The sequence below is a fragment of the Amorphus suaedae genome, assembly GCF_053629675.1.
On record NZ_JBRJIT010000001.1, the window covers coordinates 2,413,339 to 2,431,341 of the forward strand.

Consider the following 18,003-nt stretch of genomic DNA (forward strand, 5'->3'; position numbering starts at 1 on the left):
CCTGCGGAACGCCTCAGTCGGCCCTGAGCCCCTCGATGTAGGCGACGAGGTCGGCGATCTGGGCGCGCGAGAGCGACAGGTTTGGCATCACGGGGTGCGGATCGGCGAGGAACGCGGCAAGCCCTTCCGGCGTCAGGCTTTCCGATCGGGCAATCGCCGCGAACGGCGGCACGTCGGCGCTGCCGGTCGTCTGGTCGTCGTCGACGACGTGACATTCGGAGCACCATTGCCGGGCAAGCGCATGGCCTTCGCGGGCGTCGCCGGCGGCGAAGGCCGGGACGGCCTGTCCGACGACGAGGGCGAGAATGCTGAGGTGGCGGAGTCCAGTCACGGGAACGATCACTCCGGAAGCGGTCTCCGGCCGGACAGCAGGGCGCCCGGCGGCGACGGTGACGCGGGTGGCGATGGCCACCAGATCACGACCGGCCGGCGGGCTCCGTGATTTCGATCAATTCCAGAAGATGAAGCCGGACGGCACGAGGCGCCATCCGGCCGCAGGGAACCGCGGCGGGGTCAGCTGCCCTCGGTCTCGGCCGGAGCCAGCGCCTTCGCCTGGCCGATCCAGTCGTCGCGGCGGATGCGGCCGGGGAACGACAGCGCGCCGTCGATCTCGTCGATGGCCGCGGCGCTCAGCCGGGCGACCTGCTCGAAATGGAAGATACCCATATCGTTCAGGCGCTTGGCGAGACCGGGACCGATGCCGCGGATGCGGGTCAGGTCGTCGGCGGTGCCGTTCGGCGCGGCGAGCGCGACATCGGCCAGCGACCCGCGCTTCGGCTTCGCTTTGCGGGCCGGCTTGGGGGCCGCGGCCTTCGCCGGGGCCGGAGCCTTGGCGGCGGTCTTCGCGGGCGCGGGCCGTGATGCGGGCGTGGCCTTCGCCTTGGGGACCGCAGCGGCCTTGGGCGCCGCTTTCGCCTTCGGGGCGGCCGCCTTGGGGGTCGGCGCGGCCTTCGGAGCCGGCGCGGCCTTGGCGGGTGCCCTGGTCTCGGACTTCGCGGCGGCCGGAGCCGTCGCGGCGGCCGACGCTTTCGCCTTGGTGTCCGGCGCCTTCGCCTCGACCGGCTTCGGGGCCGCCTTCGCCTCGGCGGGCTTCGCCTCGGCGGCGGCCTTCGGAGCAGGCGCCTTGGTCTCAGCCGGCTTCGCGTCCACGGCCTTCGGCTCGGCCGCCTTGGCCGCGGCCGGAGCCGGGCTGGCCTTCCGTGCCGCGGACGGCTCGTGGGTCAGGATGAAGTCGGAGATACGCGGACAGATTTCCGAGCGATAGCGCGAGCCGTTGAAGACGCCGTAATGGCCGACGCCGGGCTGCATGTAGTGGGAGCGCTTCTCCTCCGGCAGGTTCACCGCGAGGCGGTGGGCCGCCTGGGTCTGGCCGACACCGGAGATGTCGTCCTTCTCGCCCTCGATGGTGAGCAGCGCGGTGCGCCGGATCGCGCCCGGGTTCACCAGGCGGTCGCGGTGCAGGAAGGTGCCGTTCGGAAGGTCATGGTTCATGAACACCTTCTCGAGCGTCTGCAGATAGAACTCCGCCGTGAGGTCCATCACCGCCAGATACTCGTCGTAGAAGTCGCGATGCTTCTCGGCGGAATCGCCGTCGCCCTGGATCAGGTGGTGGAAGAAATCGTTGTGCGCCGTCATGTGCCGGTCGAGGTTCATGCTCATGAACCCGGTCAGCTGCAGGAAGCCCGGGTAGACCTCGCGCAGGAAGCCCGGATGCGGAAACGGCACCCGCATGATGACGTTGCGGCGGAACCAGTCGATGGAATGCTGCTTGGCGAGATCGTTGACGGCGGTGGGATTGACCTGGGTGTCGATCGGTCCGCCCATCAGCGTCATCGACAGCGGCGCGTAGGGGTCGTTGTCCTCTTCCATGATCGCGACGGCCGCGAACACCGGAACGGCCGGCTGGCAGACCGCCATCACATGGGTGTTGCCGCCGAGGAAGCGCAGCATGGAGATGACGTAGTCGATGTAGTCGTCCAGATCGAAGGGGCCGTCGGTCTCCGGGACCATGCGGGCGTCGATCCAGTCGGTGATGTAGACGTCGTGGCTGGGCAGCAGCGCCTCGACCGTTCCGCGCAGCAGCGTGGCGTAGTGGCCGGACATCGGCGCCACGACCAGCACCTTCGGATCCTTGCGCCGGCCCTCGGGGAGCCCGCGGCTGAAATGCACGAGGCGACAGAACGGCCGCTCCCAGACGACCTCCTCACGGACCGGGACGCGGGTGCCGCCCACCGTCGTCGATCCGTAGCCGAACTCGGGCTTTCCGTAACGGCGCGTTACCCGTTCGAACAGCTCGCTGCCGGCAGCCATGCTCTTGCCGAGCGTGGTGTGGGCGAGCGGGTTGAGCGGATTCTTGAAGTAGAGGCGCGTCGCATCCGCCGCCGCCCGCCACGGGCTGAGGACGGCATGGTTCAATTCATAAAGTTCATAGTACACGACGAAATGTCCCAAGTTGGATGTGCGATATCGCCCGCTTGAGCGGGGCTTTCGCGCCGCACAAACAATAGCGGCGCGCAGCTGCGCTCGGCAAGTCAACGCACTTTGGATCGCTTGGCTTGCAGGAAGCTGAGCACGATCAACGTGATGGGGCGGGATGAGTCCGGCCGTCGCTTCCGGTTGCGGGCACAATGTGCGCGCGTGTGCTGCGAATCACATGGGGTTTACTCGCTGAGCCACAAGTGCACGCGGCGCCGTCGCACCGCCTCCGCGACCGCCCAAGCGGCTGTGACCAATCCGCGCCAGCCGTCGAAAGAGGTTCCATTGACCGCCCGGACGCCGCCATATGTGCTGATGGCAGGCCACAGCGGCCCAGAATCCAGCGATGGCTGCGTGACGGCCGGCCATCAGCCAAGACAGACCGGCCTTGCCGGACGATGGAAACGCACGCCATGACCGCTCCCGCCCTCCTCGACGGCACTCCCGCATTCGGCCAGCGCAACGTGCGGCTGGACACGCTGATCCGGTTGCGATGGCTCGCCGTCTTCGGCCAGACCGCCACCGTGCTGTCGGTCGGGCTGCTGCTCGGCTTTCCGCTGCCGATGGTGGCCTGCCTGGCGCTGATCGCGGCGTCGGCGATCCTCAACGTCGCGCTGCGGCTGCGTTTCTCGTCGAGCCGCCGGCTGTCCGAACCGAAGACCACGATGCTGCTCGGCTTCGACATCCTGCAGCTGGCCGGGCTGCTCTACCTCACGGGCGGGCTCTTCAACCCGTTTGCGTTCCTGATGATCGCGCCGGTGATGATCTCGGCCACCGCGCTGCCGCCGCAGAAGACGGTGCTTCTGGCGAGCCTCGTGCTCGTGATGGCGACGTTTCTGGCGATCCGGCACCACGCGCTGCCCTGGTACGCCGGCGAGACGCTGGCCCTGCCGCTGCTCTATGTCGGCGGCGTGTGGCTGGCGCTCACCTGCAGCCTGGCGCTGATGGGCATGTTCACCTTCCGGGTGGCGGAGGAGGCGCGTCAGCTCGCCGACGCGCTGGCCGCCACCGAGCTCATCCTTGCCCGCGAGCAGCACCTGAGCGCCCTCGACGGGCTCGCCGCGGCGGCTGCCCACGAGCTCGGCACGCCACTCGCCACCATCGCGCTCGTTTCCAGCGAACTGGAGCGGGAACTGGAAGCGAACTCCCCGCACGCCGAGGACATCCATCTGCTGCGCACCCAGACCGACCGATGCCGCGAGATCCTGCGCAAGCTGACCACGCTGGCCGACGAGCCGGACGGCCACTTCGACCGGATGAGCCTCGCGCAACTGATCGAGGAGGTGGTCGCGCCGACCCGCGACTTCGGAATCGAGGTCGATGTGGAGCGCGGAAAGACGACGCCGGTGGAGCCAATCGTCGCACGCAGCCCGGCCATTCTGTACGGCCTCGGCAACCTTCTGGAGAACGCCGTCGACTTCGCCGAGGCACGCGTCACGGTGACCGCCGAATGGAGCGACAGGGAGGTTTCCATCACCATCGCGGACGACGGGCGCGGCTTCGCGGAGGCCGTCCTCGACCGGCTCGGCGACCCCTACGTGACCAGCAGATCCAGCCGTTCCGCGGGTGGCGGCCTCGGCCTCGGCTTCTTCATCGCCAAGACGCTGCTCGAGCGGACCGGGGCGCACCTGACGTTCAGCAACCGCCGGTTTCCCGGCCGCGGCGCCGTCGTGAAGGTGCACTGGGACCGTGACGCCATCGATCTCGGCCGCTTTCCGGCGACGCGAGAAGGCCACCCGGACCGGCGTGCCGCGCAGGCGGCGGCTTTGCCGAACCGTTCCGCAACCCTATAACTGGGACAAAGCAACGAAAGCGACGGTCGAACGCCCGCGTCACGGATCAGGGCGGCGCGACCGCGAAGACCCGGCGTGTAGCGTAATGACAGACAGCACAGACCTCGGCCCCGACCCCACCCTCCTGATCGTCGACGACGACCATGCCTTCGTCCAGCGCCTGGCGCGGGCGATGGAGAAGCGCGGCTTCGAAACCGACACGGCCGAGACCATCGAGGAAGCCATCGGCAAGGTCGACCGGAGCGCACCCGCCTATGCGGTGGTCGACATGCGCCTCGGCGACGGCAATGGGCTCGACGTGGTCGAGCGGCTGCGCCACGTGCGCCCCGAGGCGCGCAGCGTCGTGCTGACCGGCTACGGCAACATCGCCACCGCGGTGACCGCCGTGAAGCTCGGCGCCGTCGACTATCTCGCCAAGCCGGCCGATGCCGACGAGGTGTTCATCGCGCTGACCCGCAACCCAGACGACCGGGCGCTGCCGCCGGACAATCCGATGTCGGCCGACCGCGTCCGCTGGGAGCACATCCAGCGCATCTACGAGCTGTGCGACCGCAACGTCTCGGAGACGGCCCGCCGCCTCAACATGCACCGGCGCACGCTGCAGCGGATCCTCGCGAAGCGCGCCCCGCGCTAGGTCCTTCCCGGTCGGATCGGTTCATCCTGACCGGGACGAAAGTGCCCAGGCCATTGAATCTTCGGGCACTTCGGACCGAGTAGGGGATCGTCTCCTCCCGAAAGCGGCTCCGACGCCGAGCCGGGTCTGGGCTCGGCATCCGGCTCCGGGCGAGTGTCCGGCGGATGCGGCACCGACCTCGACCTAGCGCCCTCCCCTCCTGAGCGCACGCTGCCCGCAGCGTCGGAGATGCCCCCGGCCGGGCCCGATCGGGTAGAGTGTGTTTCTGATTCGTTTTCCGATTTCGCGCGTGCCGGAGAGTGAGCGATGAAACGCGCCCTGATTGGGCTTGCTGCCCTCGGCCTGCTGGTCGTCGCGATCCTCGCGGCGCTGCCGATGTTCGTCTCCACCCAGTGGGTCCGGCAGACGGTGATCAGCCAGATCAGCCAGGCGACCGGCCTCACCATCTCCATCGACGGGGCGGTCAGCCTGCGCGCGCTGCCGACGCTGTCGCTGTCGGCCGACGCGGTGCGGGTGCGCGCGCCCGACGGCGCCGACGTGATGTCGCTCTCCACCCTGCGCGCCGACCTGTCGCTGATCCCGCTCCTGACCGGCACCGTCAACGTCAACGAGATCGTCCTCGACGGGCTGCACATCGCGCTGCAGCGCCTGGAGGACGGGTCGATCACGCTGCCCGGCCTGTCCCACCGGACCGCCGCGACCGACACCGCCGCCGGCGACGCGGACAGCGACCCGCTGGCCATCCTGGAGCGCCTGTCCGTCGCCCACTTCAACGTGCGCAACGGCGTCGTCGTCATCGAGGACGTCGCCTCCGGCGTGCGCGAGACCGCCGACAAGGTGTTCGTGGAACTGCGGCTGCCGGGCATCGACGAGACCGCCCACGCCGAGGGCAACCTGGTCTTCCGCGGCGCGCCGCTGGCCTTTTCCGCCGAGATCGACACGCCGCAGACGCTGAGCAACACGGCGCCCACCGCCGTGACGATCGCGGTGAGCGAGGGGCCGGCCACGGGCGAGATCACCGGCACGGCGATCCTCGGCTCCACCCTCAGCTTCGACGGCACGGTGGCGCTCGCCAGCGACAACCTGTCCGACGCCATCGCCTGGGCCAGCGGCTCGGCACCCGGCGTGGCGCTGGGCGCCATGTCGCTGAAGGCGACGGCGGTGATGAACCCGCTGGCGCTGGCGCTCACCAACATCGCCGGAAAGCTGAACGACACCGCGTTCACCGGCGAACTGACGCTGCCGACCGCCACCGAGGTGCCGCAGGTCCGCGGCCGCATCGCCGCCGACACCATCGATCTCGCCTCCTTCCGGAGCGGCGATCAGGCCGACACGGCGAACGCGCCCGCCGCCGACACCCCGATCGACCTGGCCGCGCTGAAGTCGGTCGACGCCGAGGTGTCGGTGTCGGTGGAGGAGCTCAGGGCGCCGAACCTGACGCTCAAGGGCCTCACAGCACAGGTCAGCCTCCAGAACGGGATGCTGCAGGTGGAGGTGCCGCAGGTGGGCTTCGGCGGCGGCTCGATCGGCTTCACCGCGCGCGCCTGGGACGACAGCGGCACCGCAGCCATCGACGGGCGCGCCACCGTCGCCCAGCTGCCGCTCGCCACCGTGCTCGCCTTCGCGCCCGCCCCCTACGACGCGAGCGGCATGCTGTTCGCCGACGTCGGCTTCACCAGCCGCGGCACGACGACTGACACGCTGACGCGCAACGCCACGGCGGAGGGCTCGATCGGCCTGCGCGACGGCCGCGTCACCGGGCTGCCGCTGGCCCAGGCCGTGCCGGGGGATTCCGCGGCCGGCACGCTCGACGCGATCAACGTGGACGCACGGTTCGCCGGCACCGACAGCCCGGTTTCGCTGAGCGGCAACGTTGGCTGGCGCGGCGACACGTTCGCGGTGACCGGCACCTCGGGGCCGCCCGGCGTGCTGCTCTCCGGCGCGCCCAGCAACCTCAACGCGGACCTGCGTTCCCCCCGGCTGGCGACGAGCTTCGCCGGCACCATCACGCTCGGCGGGCAGGCCAACGGCCGCGTCGGGCTGTCGACCCCCTCGCTGCGGGGGCTGCTCGCCTGGCTGGACAGCCCGATCGGCGAGGGCGACGGCCTGCAGGCAACCTCGATCGAGGGCGTGCTGACGGCGACCGCCACCGGCGTGGCGCTGAGCGACGCGGTCATCAGCATCGACCAGAGTTCGGCGCGCGGCGCCGGGTCGGTGGCGCTCGGCGGCACGCGGCCGTCGGTGAAGGCGGACCTCGCCTTCGACACCCTGAACCTGACGCCGTATCTCGCCGGCGGATCCGCCCCTCAGCCGGCGGGGAACGGCATCGGCTGGAGCCGCGATCCGATCGATCTCACGGTGCTGAAGGCCCTCGACGCCTCGGTGTCGCTGACCGCCAGTTCCATCGTCGTCGACGAGCTGAAGACCGGCGCGGCGACGCTCGGCGTGACGCTGAACGACGGCCGGCTCGAGGCGCTGCTGTCGCGGTTCGAGCTCTATTCCGGCTCGGGCACCGGCCGCGTCACCCTGGTCGACGACCGCGGCGCGACGACCAGCGCCGAGTTCACCCTCGACGGCGTGGACGTGCACCGGCTGTTCAAGGACGCCGCCGGCTTCGGCGCGCTGGCCGGGACGGGCAAGCTCGCGCTCAACACCACCGGCGCGGGCGAAAGCGTCTACGGGCTGATCGATTCGCTCGACGGCAGCGCCGCGCTGGAAATCCGCGACGGCGCGATCCTCGGCATCAACATCCCGCAGATGATGCGCAGCCTGAGCTCGTCGATCCTGAGCGGCTGGCAGACCGACGTGAACGAGAAGACCGACTTCACCGCGTTCGGGGCGACCTTCCAGATCGCCGACGGCGTGGCGACGACCAACGACCTCAGCCTGGTCGGACCGCTGGTCCGCATGACCGGCACCGGCAACGCCGACCTCGCCGACAAGACCATGTCGTTTCGGGTCGATCCGCGCATCGTCGCGAGCCTGGAGGGCCAGGGCAGTGAGGCGGAAGCCAAAGGCCTGGGCGTTCCCATCATCATCGAGGGCCCCTGGTCCGATCCGCGCATCTATCCCGACATCAAGGGCATCCTGCAGAACCCGCAGGCGGCGCTCGAACAGCTGAAATCGCTCGGCAATCTGGGCGACCTCGCCAACTCCGGGCAGCTCGGCGGCGCGGCCGACGTGGTCGGCAAGCTCGCCACCGGCGACACCCAGGGCGCCATCGGCTCGCTCATCGACCAACAGATCGGCAAGCTCGGCGGCGATGCCGCGGGATCCGGCGGCGGCGGGCTCCAGCAGGCGCTGACCAGCGCCGTGCAGCAGCAGCTCGGCGGAGGCCAGCCGGCGGCGGGATCCGGCGGCTCGACCCAGGACATGATCGGCTCGGCCATCGGCCAGATCGCCGGCGGACTGGTCGGCGGCAATGCCCAGCCGGCGCCGCAGCCGGTGCCGACCACCGAGGTTCCGGCGGCCGAGGCGCCGCCCGCTGCCGAGACGCTGCCGCCGCCCGAACCGGCCCCCGCGCCGGCGCAGGCACCGGATGCCAACCAGATCGTCACCGGCATGATCGGCAGCCTTCTCGGCCAGCAGAGCACCGCCTCCGCGCCGGTCCAGGCCCAGCCACAACAGCCGCAACAGCCGCAGCCCCGGCAGCAACAGCAGCAGCCGAGCGCCAACCAGGTGCTCGGTGGACTGGTGGGCGGCCTGCTCGGCCAGGCGGCGGGCCAGAACGGCCAGGCCGGCAACGCCGCCGCGCTGATCGGCAGCCTGACCGGCCAGCAGCCGCAGCAGGCGCCGCAGCCGCAACCGCAGCAGGCCCCGCAGGCGGCGCCGCAGCCGGCCGCCCCCGGCGTCGGCTCCACCAATGTCATCCCTCGGCCGAACCCCCGGCGCTGACCGAAACGAGCGCAGGAGGCCGCGCGCAAAGTGTCGCGCGGTGCGCACGCGCGCGTTCCGGCTGCGCGACGGTGCGCGTTCCTGCGCGAATCTGCGCGTTCCTGCGCGTTTTCGCGCGCGGCGGGCCGTCGCAAAACTGTAGCGGTGCGGATATAGGCTGGGTGCGCGCGTGCGGGTTCGCCCGCCGACGCGATCCCCGTTCTCCCCTCGTTCGTGATCAGCCCCGATGCAGGACCGCCCGAGTTCGGACGCCGACACCCGCCGCGGGACGCCCGGCGAGGTGTTCCGCGTGTTCCTGGTGCTGGGCCTCACCTCGTTCGGCGGGCCGGTGTCGCATCTCGGCTATTTCCGCACCGCCTTCGTCGAGCGGCGCAAGTGGATGTCGGAGAGCGCCTTCGCCGACCTGATCGCGCTCTGCCAGTTCCTGCCCGGCCCTGCCTCCAGCCAGGTGGGCATGGGGGTGGGCCTCTCCCGCGCCGGCTACCTCGGCATGCTGGCCGCCTTCACCGCCTTCACGCTGCCCTCGGCGGTCGCGCTCACCGCCTTCGCCTACGGGCTGGGGGCGCTCGGCGACACCGAGGGGGCGGGCTGGATCGCCGGGCTGAAGGCGGCCGCCGTCGCCGTGGTGGCGCACGCCCTCCTCGGCATGGCCCGCACGCTCGCCCCCGACGCGCCGCGCGCCACGATCGCCGCCGGCGCGATGATCCTGCTGCTGGTCGCCCCCACCGCCTGGACCCAGGTGCTGGTGATCGTGCTGGGGGCGGCCGCCGCCCTCCTGGTGCTGCCGAAGCCGGACATGGCCGACGATCCCGGCGGCCTGCACGTGCCGGTCGGGCGCGGCGTCGCCATCGCGGCGCTCGCGGCGTTCGCCGTGCTTCTGGTCGGGCTGCCGATCCTAGCCGCGGCGACCGACAGCTTCGGCATCGCCATCGTCGACCGCTTCTACCGGGCCGGCAGCCTGGTGTTCGGCGGCGGCCACGTGGTGCTGCCGCTCTTGGAGCAGTCGGTGGTGGCGCCGGGGCTGGTCTCCGAATCCGACTTCCTCGCCGGCTACGGCGCCGCCCAGGCGGTGCCGGGTCCGCTGTTCACCTTCGCCGCGTTCCTCGGCGCCGTGCTCGACGGGCCGCTGACCGGGATCGCCGGGGCGGCCGTGGCGCTGGTGGCGATCTTCGTGCCGTCGGCGCTGCTGGTGCTCGGCGCCCTGCCGTTCTGGTCGGCGCTGCGCCACCGGCCGAACGCGCGCCGCGCGCTCACCGGCGTCAACGCCGCGGTGGTCGGGCTCCTCGCCGCGGCGCTCTACGATCCGGTGTTCACCCGCGGCATCACCTCGCCGCTAGCGCTCGCCATCGCGGTCGCCGCCTTCGTGGCGCTCGCCCAGTGGAAGGCGCCGCCGTGGGCGGTTGTTATCGCCGCAGGCATCATCGGCGGGTTGGTGCTGTAGGTCCCTGGCGAGGGGATCAGGCTGAAACCGATAGCCGATGTCTTGTCACTCCCGCCGCATCAAGGCCGTTTGCGGGGTTGCGCTTCTGGAACAAAAGCGGAACTATCGGGTCCTCAACTTCTGCCGAAGGCCGCCATGTCGCTCGATCCCTCCCCCGTGCCGTACCCGGCCCCGCCGGTGGACGGCCGCCAGTCGCAGAACGCGCTGAAGGTGCGCCGCGGCACCTGCCGACTGCTGCGCATGCACGGCTTCTCGACGCTGCCGGAGGTGGGGCTCGCCTCGGGCCGGCGGGCCGACCTGGTGGCGATCGGCAAGGGCGGCGAGATCTGGATCGTCGAGATCAAGTCGTCGCTGGAGGACCTGCGCGCCGACGCCAAGTGGCCGTTCTACCGGCTGCACTGCGACCGGCTGTTCTTCGCCACCCTGCCCGAGGTGCCCTCCGCCGCGTTCCCGGAGGAGGCCGGCCTGATCCTCACCGACGGCTTCCAGGCGGAGATCCTGCGCGAGGCGCCGACCCACCGGCTGGCGGCCGCCACCCGCAAGGCGATGCTGCTGAAGGTCGCCCAGCTCGCCTCCAGCCGCCTGCACCTGCTGGAGGACCCGGAAGCCGCCCACCTGGAGCTGCCGGTCTGGTGATGCGGGGCCTTTCTCTTGCGCTCACGCCAGCGCGCTGAAGCGCGCGGCTGCGCGGGCGCGGCCTCCGGCCGGCGCGCGGTCGCGCGCTGGGGGAGTCTGGTCGAGAGGCTGGGCCTTTCTCTTGCGCTCACGCCAGCGCGCTGAAGCGCGCGGCTGCGCGGGCGCGGCCTCCGGCCGGCGCGCGGTCGCGCGCTGGGGGAGTCTGGTCGACAGGACATTCCTGGGGCGAGTTGTCGTTTTTGCGCGTTCCGCTCAGCCGTGCCAGAGGCCGGGGGCGGCTTCCAGGAGGCGGGGGAGCCGCTGCAGCTCCTCGTCGAGCACGTGGACCAGAGACAGCCGGTCCGCGGCGGTGGCGGCGGCGGCTTCCGCCTCGAAGGCCGGCATGGCACCGAGCGCGCCCGCGCGCAGGGCGGCCGCCAGCTCGTGCAGCATCCGGCACTGGGCGGCGACGTCGGACGGGCCGATCTCGGAGGCGGTGAGGAGCTCCACCGAGCTGACGACGATGCGCACGCTGCGCTGGATCTCCTCCATCTTCGGCATCGGCACGCCGCTTTCCTTGGCCGCGGAGGGCATCAGCGTCCTGAGGCTCTGCAGGGTACCGCCGATGCCGGCGAGCCCGCGCCTGGCGGCCGCTTCGCCCGCCGGCGTCGGGACGGCCTCCGCGGCGCCCGACAGCGCCTCCTCGCAGTGGAGCAGCGCGTTGGCGAGCACGTCGCGCCAGAACCACGTGGCGTAGAGCGGCTGGACGAAGGAGAGCGCCAGCGCCACGGCGACGCCGATCAGCACGTTGAGCGCCCGCCACAGCCCGATGTCCAGCGGATCGGTCCCCTGCCCGGTGACGATGATCAGGGTGAGGCCAGCCAGGAGCGCCATGTAGCCGGCGCGGCCGACCGCGTGATAGGCGCAGGCGGCGCAGAACAGCGCGAGCAGCAGCCAGGTGAGCTCGATCTGCTGCAGCCACTCCTGCTGCAGGAGCACCAGCAGGCCGGCGCCGGCGCCGACGAGGGTGCCGACGACGCGCTCCAGCGCCTTGCGGCGGATGTTGCCGTGGTGCTGCAGCCCGGTGATGACCACCAGGAACGAGATGGTGGTCCACAGGCCGTGGGGCACGTGGAGGGCCGTGGTCAGGCCGATGCAGACCAGCACGCCGACGCCGGTGCGCGCCGCGTGGAAGGCGCGGGAATGGCGGTATCTGAGGGGGGTGGCGTCCGCCGCGCGCTGCACTCTGTCGGTCATCCCGTCGTCTTCTCCGCGCTCGGCCGCGCCGTCCTGGTGTCGTTCCGTGCCGCGCGGCGGCCGTGCGGTCAATGCAGGTCCTTGGTGTAGACGAACTGCGGCATGTGCAGGTTGTAGCGCAGCGCCAAGAGCCTGAGCGCCAGCCCGACGCCCATGGCGACGCCCATCACCACGTCGTGCTGCAAGCCGGCGGCGAGCCCGCCCACGTAGAGCCCCGCCGTGACGATCGACACGCTGGCATAGAGCTCGCGGCGGAACAGCAGCGGGATCTCGTTGCACAGGATGTCGCGCAGCACGCCGCCGGCGGTGCCGGTGATCATGCCGATCACCACGACGATGGCCAGCGGCTGGTTCATGCCGAGCGCGACGTTGCAGCCGATGACGGTGAAGACGACGAGGCCGACGGCGTCGAGAAACAGGAAGATGCCGCGCAGCCGCTCCATGAAACGGGCGAAGACGATCGCGGCGCAGGCGGCGACGATGGCGGCGGCGAGATAGGAGGGATGCGCCACCCAGGCGAGCGGATAGTGGCCGAGCAGCATGTCGCGGATGGAGCCGCCGCCGAGCGCCGTGATGCAGCCGAGCACGGCGACGCCGAACCAGTCCATGCTGCGCCGGCCGGCGGCGAGCGCCGCCGTCATCGCCTCGGCGCTGACCGCGACCAGATAGAGCACCTGCAGTACGACGTCGGTCATGGCCGGCTCCGCCTCCCCACCTTGCAGCCGGCCCACTCTGGCCGATCCCGGACGGCGGCGCGAGGGCAAGCGGGCCTGCCGTCGTCACTATCCCCGGTGCGGGAGGGAGGGTTCGGGCCTGCGGTATGCGGCCCTGGATTCCCGCCTTCGCGGGAATGAGCGGAGTGTGGGGTGAGGTCCGGGTGACACACGGCAGGCCTATCCGGATGCCACGTCATCCCGCCAGCACCACCTGACAGGCCCTATGGATCCCCGCTTTCGCGGGGATGAGCGGAGATTGAGGCATGGCCCGGCTGACACACGGCAGGCCTCTACGGACCCCTCCCACAAACTCGAAGGCTGCGGTATGCGGCCCTGGATTCCCGCTTTCGCGGGAATGAGCGGAGTGTGGGGCATGGCACGGCCGCCACACGACAGGCCTTTCCGGACACCTCCCGCCAGCGCGCGACCGCGCGCCGCCCGGTCAGGGCGCCCTCGCGGAGCCGATGCGCGTGAGCGCATTCGGCGTGAGCAGGCTAAAGACCGCTCTATTCCCCGCAATCCCGGACGGAAAACCGCAAGAGCACTTTTCCTGGGATTGCTCAGGGCCACTTCACCAGGGGCGGCATGGACGACAGGATCGAGGTGACGTTGCCGCCGGTCTTCAGGCCGAAGATGGTGCCGCGGTCGTAGAGCAGGTTGAACTCGACGTAGCGGCCGCGGCGGACGAGCTGCTCGTCGCGGTCGGCCTCGGTGAACGGGGTCTGGACGTTGCCGCGCACCAGGACGGGATAGATGTCGGCGAAGGCCTCGCCCACCGCGCGGGTGAAGGCGAAGTCGGCGTCCCAGTCGCCGGTGCTGAGATAGTCGTAGAAGATGCCGCCGATGCCGCGCATCTCGCCCCGGTGCTTCAGGAAGAAATACTCGTCGCACCACGCCTTGTAGCGCGGATAGTCGGCCACCGCGTGGGGCGCGCAGGCGGCCTCCATCGCGGCGTGGAAGGCGACCGTGTCCGGGTCGTCCTGGGTACGCCGGCGATCGAGCACCGGCGTCAGGTCGGCGCCGCCGCCGAACCACTGGCGGGTGGTCACCACCATGCGGGTGTTCATGTGCACGGCCGGCACGTTGGGGTTCCACGGGTGGGCGATCAGCGAGATGCCCGAGGCCCAGAAGCGCGGGTCCTCGTCGCCGCCGGGGATCTGCTTGCGGAACTCCTCCGAAAAGGTGCCGTGGACGGTGGAGGTGTGGACGCCGACCTTCTCGAAGACGCGGCCGCCCATCATGCTCATCACGCCGCCGCCGCCATGGGCGCCGTCGGCGTCGGTGCGGTCCCAGGGCGCGCGCTCGAACCGGCCGGCGGGGCGGCCGTCGGTGCCCGGCGCGCCGTCGGCCTCGTCCTCCAGCGCCTCGAAGGACGCGCAGATCCGGTCGCGGAGCGCCTGGAACCAGTCCTGCGCCCGGCCCTTCTTCTCCTCCAGATTGTCGGGAAGCGGCCGGTCCGGCACCTTCGAACTCACCATGATCTCACGCCCTCAGCTGATGACGCGGCCGGTGTGGCGGAAAGGGCGAGGCAGCGCAAGGGCGGGCGCGGTCTACCTCACCCGCTCGGCGTAGATGCCCGTGGGGGTGCGGTCGCCGGTGTCGCGCGGCGCCTCCTCCGGCAGGCCGCCCTGCAGGTAGCGGCCGTCGTACTGGCCGGCGCGGGCAAGGCCGTTCCAGTCGTGGATGGTGAGCAGGCCGCCGGTGAGCGAGATCAGCCCGTCGGACCGCAGCGCCTGGATCGAGCGGTTGACGTGGACCACCGAGAGGCCGGTCGCGTCGGCGACCTCCGACTGGGTCATCGGCCAGACGACCGTGTGGCCGTCGACCAGGCCGACCTGGCGGTGGCGGGCGTACATCTCGCACATCACGTGGGCGATGCGCTGGAAGGCGGTGCGGCGGCCGACGTTGACGATCCACTCGCGGAACACCGCCGCCTCGAACAGCGACTCCTTCCAGACCGCGCGGGCGACGCGGGGGGATTCCTTGGTGATGGCGATCAGCGCCTCGTGGGGGATCATCGACACCGTGGACGGCGCGATGGAGGCAACCGAGTGGTCCATCACCTCCAGCAGGAAGCTCTGGATGTCGAAGATGTCGCCGGGCACGATGAACGCGGTGATCTGGCGCTTTCCGTCGGGCGTCATCGAGTAGCGGCAGGCCAGCCCCGACAAGAGCATGCAGCACTCGCGCGCCCGGTCGCCCTCGCGGACGATGTCCTGGCGCGGCCCGACGGTGATGGTGCGGGTGAAGAGGGAGTCGAGGAGGCGTTCTTCCGCCTCGGAGAACGGCTCGAGCACGCGCAGCTTGCGCAGCATCGGGTTCTCGTTCGCCTGCATGTCGTCATGCCCCCTGGTCAGAAATGGCCGGATCGGCCAGTGCGCCGCCGCACCACGGCCAGCCACGCCGGGCTCGTGCCGGCGCTCGGCCGCCGGCGGGCCATCGGTCATCGGCCTTGACGTGGATCGTAGCACGGCCGGTTGCGCGGCGAGCCCTAGGCCCTCGCGCGGTTCCCGGCGGGTGCTGCTGCCGGAATGCGCCCCCGCTCCAGCAGCGGCGCGGATACTAGCGGCCATGCGGCAGTGCGGCATTAGCTTATATTAATGCCCGCGGCGCAATCGGGCCGGCCGGGCGCGGCGTCAGGGGCGATGGACGAGAATGTTCACCAGGCGCCCCAGCGGATCGCGGACGAACACCCGGCGCACGCCCCACGGCTCGTCGGCGGGGCCGTAGACGAGGTCGATACCGGCCGCCGCGAGCCGGGCCAGCACCGCGTCGAGATCGTCGACCTCGATGGAGAGGTCGGGGACCGGCGTGCCCGATCCGCCCTCCGACATGACGCTCACCTGGACCGGCATCGCCGCGGCGCTGCCGTAAGTGACGATCCAGCCGAGATCCATCAGCACGTCGAGGCCGAGCACGTCGCGGTAGAAGGGCGCCGCGGCGGCAGGATCGGCGGCGGCGAGGTTGGCGACGATGCGGCGGACGGTCACGACGTCCTCCCGGGCGCGTCGCCGCCGGGATGGGCGTTCTGGGCCATCAGGATCGACGAGGCGACCCGGTTGCGGCCCTCGCTCTTGGCCTTGTAGAGCGCGCCGTCGACGGCCAGCAGCAGGCTTTCCGCCGACGAGATGGTGCCGCCGTCGCGCGCCAGCGCCGAGGCGACGCCGAGGCTGAGGGTGACCATCCGGCGGCCGGAGGCGTTGGGGCCGTGAGGGATGTCCTGGGCCTCGACGGCGGCGCGGGCCGCTTCGGCGATCTCCAGCGCGGCGGCAAGCGGCGTCATCGGCAGCACGATGGCGAGCTCCTCGCCGCCGTAGCGGGCGGCCAGCGCGCCGGGGGTGTCCTCCACCACCCGGCTCAGCGCCCGGCCGACGACGCGCAGGCAGTCGTCGCCCGCCTGGTGGCCGAAGGTGTCGTTGAAGACCTTGAAGAAGTCGATGTCGGCCAGCACCAGCGAGATCTCCGCGCCGCGCTCCAGCGCCTCCGACCAGCCGGCCGCGAGCGCCTGGTCGAAGGCCCGGCGGTTGGCGAGGCCGGTGAGCCCGTCGGTCATCGCCTGGCGCGCCAGTTCCTCCTCGAAGCGGATCCGCTCGGAGATGTCGCGCATGGCGATGACGACGCCCTCGAGCGCATCGCCGGTGTCCGGGTGCCGGATGCCGTGGGAGCGGCATTCGACCCACAGGTAGGAGCCGTCGGCCCGCCGGATGCGGCAGGTCAGGGCGCGCGGGCCGACGACCTCGCGCATCGCCTGCTGCATCGAGGCTCCGATGGCCGGCATGTCGCCCGGGTGGACCAGATCGGCCGGGGTCCTGCCGATCAGTTCGTCTTCGCTCCAGCCCAGCACCGAGGAAGCCGCCCGGGAGACGAACCGCGCCGTGTAGGTCCCGTCGAGCAGCCAGAGGACGTCGGTGGTGTGGTCGACCAGGATGCGGAAGAGGTCCGGCCCGTCCCATCGGCCGGTGCCGAACGCGCCGAGCCTGCCCGGCCGCGCCCCGTCCGGCGGTCCGCCTGTCCCGTCCCCCATCGTCGTTCCCCCGTGGTGCCTGTTCGCCGTTTCCAAGCGCCCCTCGCCGCCGATAGACTGGCGCCGTCGGACCGAGGGGCATCGCAACGTCCGACCTAGCACGACGAACCGGCAGGATCAGGCCCATGATCGACATTCGACCCGCCGAAGGCGAGGGCTTTTCCGTCGCGGTGGACTGGGCGGCGGCCGAAGGCTGGAATCCCGGCCTCGACGATCTGGGCACCTTCCGCGCCGCCGATGCCGAGGGGCTGCTGCTCGGCTTCGTCGACGGACGGCCGGTGGCCTCCATCTCCGCCGTCCGCTACGGCGATCGCTACGGCTTCCTGGGCTTCTACATCGTCGTGCCGGAGGCGCGCGGCAAAGGCTACGGGATGGCGATCTGGAACGCCGCGATGGCGCGTTTCGGCGACCGCGTGGTCGGGCTCGACGGCGTGGTGGCCCAGCAGGACAACTACCGCAAGAGCGGCTTCGTACTGGCCGGCCGCAACGTGCGCTTCACCGGACCGGCGGAGCCGCCGGCCGCACCCGCCTCCGGCGTCGAGGTACGCCCGCTGGCCGCCGGCGACGTTGCGGCGGTGCTGGCCTTCGACCGCGCCTTCTTCCCGGCCGACCGCAGCGCGTTCACGCAAGCCTGGGTCGCGCCCGCAGCGGGCGTGCGGCGAAGCTGCCGGCTGGCGCTGCGCGACGGCCGGCTGGTCGGGTACGGCGTCATCCGCGCCTGCCGCGCCGGCCACAAGATCGGGCCGCTGTTCGCGGCCGACCCGGCGGTGGCCGAGGCGCTGTTCTCAGCGCTCGCCGCCACCGTCGCCCCCGGCTCCGAGATCAGCCTCGACGTGCCGGAGGCCAACCGGGAGGGCGTCGCGCTGGCCGAACGGCACGGGCTGGCGCCGTCGTTCGAGACGGCCCGCATGTACGCCGGACCGGCGCCGGACCTGCCAACCGCCCGCACCTTCGGCATCACAACCTTCGAGCTCGGCTGACGGGGCGGACGGCGGCCCGTGGCCGGAAGGCCACAGCCGTCAAAATCCTGAGAAGCAGGGGGTGAATTTCGCGCGCGCCTGGCGTAGATCGTTGGCCGCGCCGCCCGCACCGCTTCGAACGATGCGCCCGGCGCCCCACATGGAGAACGACATGAAGATTCGCGTCACGCCCTC

Annotated in this window: 14 protein-coding genes; 6 read left to right on the forward strand and 8 right to left on the reverse strand. The window is 71.3% G+C overall.

Going from position 1 to position 18,003, the window contains the following annotated elements:
- Window positions 1-13 precede the first annotated feature (13 nt).
- Together AB7M35_RS10805 and phaZ are read right to left on the reverse strand one after the other, a co-directional pair.
- Window positions 14-331 carry a c-type cytochrome gene (locus AB7M35_RS10805; protein ID WP_453959621.1) on the reverse strand — a complete coding sequence of 106 codons (318 nt, stop codon included), beginning with the start codon at window positions 329-331 and terminating at the stop codon, window positions 14-16.
- Window positions 332-513: 182 nt separating this feature from the next.
- Window positions 514-2,436, reverse strand: a complete 1,923-nt coding sequence (gene phaZ, locus AB7M35_RS10810; RefSeq protein WP_453959623.1) for a polyhydroxyalkanoate depolymerase — start codon at window positions 2,434-2,436, stop codon at window positions 514-516.
- Window positions 2,437-2,888: 452 nt separating this feature from the next.
- On the opposite strand from phaZ, the gene AB7M35_RS10815 reads away from it, so the two are divergent.
- The 5 genes from AB7M35_RS10815 (at window position 2,889) to AB7M35_RS10835 (ending at window position 10,873) form a co-directional block, all read left to right on the forward strand.
- Window positions 2,889-4,268 carry an ActS/PrrB/RegB family redox-sensitive histidine kinase gene (locus tag AB7M35_RS10815; RefSeq protein WP_453959625.1) on the forward strand — a complete coding sequence of 460 codons (1,380 nt, stop codon included), beginning with the start codon at window positions 2,889-2,891 and terminating at the stop codon, window positions 4,266-4,268.
- Window positions 4,269-4,353: 85 nt separating this feature from the next.
- A complete protein-coding gene (locus tag AB7M35_RS10820) occupies window positions 4,354-4,902 on the forward strand; it encodes an ActR/PrrA/RegA family redox response regulator transcription factor (protein WP_453959627.1) in 549 nt (182 codons plus the stop codon).
- Window positions 4,903-5,208: 306 nt separating this feature from the next.
- Window positions 5,209-8,796, forward strand: a complete 3,588-nt coding sequence (locus tag AB7M35_RS10825; RefSeq protein WP_453959628.1) for an AsmA family protein — start codon at window positions 5,209-5,211, stop codon at window positions 8,794-8,796.
- Between the two features lie 226 nt (window positions 8,797-9,022).
- Window positions 9,023-10,237 (forward strand): chromate efflux transporter, encoded by a 1,215-nt coding sequence (chrA, locus tag AB7M35_RS10830; protein ID WP_453959630.1) that lies wholly within the window; start codon window positions 9,023-9,025, stop codon window positions 10,235-10,237.
- 135 nt (window positions 10,238-10,372) lie between these two features.
- A complete protein-coding gene (locus AB7M35_RS10835; protein WP_453959632.1) occupies window positions 10,373-10,873 on the forward strand; it encodes an MmcB family DNA repair protein in 501 nt (166 codons plus the stop codon).
- Between the two features lie 252 nt (window positions 10,874-11,125).
- On the opposite strand, the gene AB7M35_RS10840 is transcribed toward AB7M35_RS10835, so the two are convergent.
- The 6 genes from AB7M35_RS10840 to AB7M35_RS10865 all read right to left on the reverse strand — a co-directional run bounded on the left by AB7M35_RS10840 (window position 11,126) and on the right by AB7M35_RS10865 (window position 16,849).
- The gene (locus AB7M35_RS10840; protein ID WP_453959634.1) at window positions 11,126-12,109 is read right to left on the reverse strand and encodes an FUSC family protein; all 984 of its coding nucleotides are present in this window, start codon (window positions 12,107-12,109) and stop codon (window positions 11,126-11,128) included.
- Between the two features lie 68 nt (window positions 12,110-12,177).
- Entirely contained in the window at window positions 12,178-12,804 is a 627-nt protein-coding gene (locus tag AB7M35_RS10845) for a trimeric intracellular cation channel family protein (RefSeq protein WP_453959636.1), read from the reverse strand.
- Between the two features lie 581 nt (window positions 12,805-13,385).
- Complete coding sequence (gene hemF, locus AB7M35_RS10850; protein ID WP_453959639.1) at window positions 13,386-14,303, reverse strand: oxygen-dependent coproporphyrinogen oxidase; 918 nt, start codon at window positions 14,301-14,303, stop codon at window positions 13,386-13,388.
- A 72-nt stretch (window positions 14,304-14,375) separates the two neighbouring features.
- Window positions 14,376-15,272 (reverse strand): Crp/Fnr family transcriptional regulator, encoded by an 897-nt coding sequence (locus AB7M35_RS10855; RefSeq protein WP_453959641.1) that lies wholly within the window; start codon window positions 15,270-15,272, stop codon window positions 14,376-14,378.
- 189 nt (window positions 15,273-15,461) lie between these two features.
- On the reverse strand, window positions 15,462-15,815 hold the full coding sequence (locus tag AB7M35_RS10860; RefSeq protein WP_453959642.1) for a VOC family protein: 354 nt from the start codon (window positions 15,813-15,815) through the stop codon (window positions 15,462-15,464).
- On the reverse strand, window positions 15,812-16,849 hold the full coding sequence (locus tag AB7M35_RS10865) for a GGDEF domain-containing protein (RefSeq protein WP_453959644.1): 1,038 nt from the start codon (window positions 16,847-16,849) through the stop codon (window positions 15,812-15,814). The genes AB7M35_RS10860 and AB7M35_RS10865 overlap by 4 nt, the downstream gene beginning before the upstream one ends.
- A 125-nt stretch (window positions 16,850-16,974) precedes the next feature.
- Between AB7M35_RS10865 and AB7M35_RS10870 the strand changes: the two genes are divergently transcribed.
- Window positions 16,975-17,829: a GNAT family N-acetyltransferase gene (locus AB7M35_RS10870; protein ID WP_453959645.1), complete on the forward strand. Its 855-nt coding sequence runs from the start codon at window positions 16,975-16,977 to the stop codon at window positions 17,827-17,829.
- Window positions 17,830-18,003 lie beyond the last annotated feature (174 nt).

What these genes read in the sequence shown, in the direction of transcription:
- AB7M35_RS10815 (WP_453959625.1), top strand. Translation starts at nt 2,889, where the DNA reads ATGACCGCTCCCGCCCTCCTCGACGGCACTCCCGCATTCGGCCAGCGC.
- AB7M35_RS10820 (WP_453959627.1), top strand. Translation starts at nt 4,354, where the DNA reads ATGACAGACAGCACAGACCTCGGCCCCGACCCCACCCTCCTGATCGTC.
- AB7M35_RS10825 (WP_453959628.1), top strand. Translation starts at nt 5,209, where the DNA reads ATGAAACGCGCCCTGATTGGGCTTGCTGCCCTCGGCCTGCTGGTCGTC.
- chrA (WP_453959630.1), top strand. Translation starts at nt 9,023, where the DNA reads ATGCAGGACCGCCCGAGTTCGGACGCCGACACCCGCCGCGGGACGCCC.
- AB7M35_RS10835 (WP_453959632.1), top strand. Translation starts at nt 10,373, where the DNA reads ATGTCGCTCGATCCCTCCCCCGTGCCGTACCCGGCCCCGCCGGTGGAC.
- AB7M35_RS10840 (WP_453959634.1), bottom strand. Translation starts at nt 12,109, where the DNA reads ATGACCGACAGAGTGCAGCGCGCGGCGGACGCCACCCCCCTCAGATAC.
- AB7M35_RS10845 (WP_453959636.1), bottom strand. Translation starts at nt 12,804, where the DNA reads ATGACCGACGTCGTACTGCAGGTGCTCTATCTGGTCGCGGTCAGCGCC.
- hemF (WP_453959639.1), bottom strand. Translation starts at nt 14,303, where the DNA reads ATGGTGAGTTCGAAGGTGCCGGACCGGCCGCTTCCCGACAATCTGGAG.
- AB7M35_RS10855 (WP_453959641.1), bottom strand. Translation starts at nt 15,272, where the DNA reads ATGACCGATGGCCCGCCGGCGGCCGAGCGCCGGCACGAGCCCGGCGTG.
- AB7M35_RS10865 (WP_453959644.1), bottom strand. Translation starts at nt 16,849, where the DNA reads ATGGGGGACGGGACAGGCGGACCGCCGGACGGGGCGCGGCCGGGCAGG.
- AB7M35_RS10870 (WP_453959645.1), top strand. Translation starts at nt 16,975, where the DNA reads ATGATCGACATTCGACCCGCCGAAGGCGAGGGCTTTTCCGTCGCGGTG.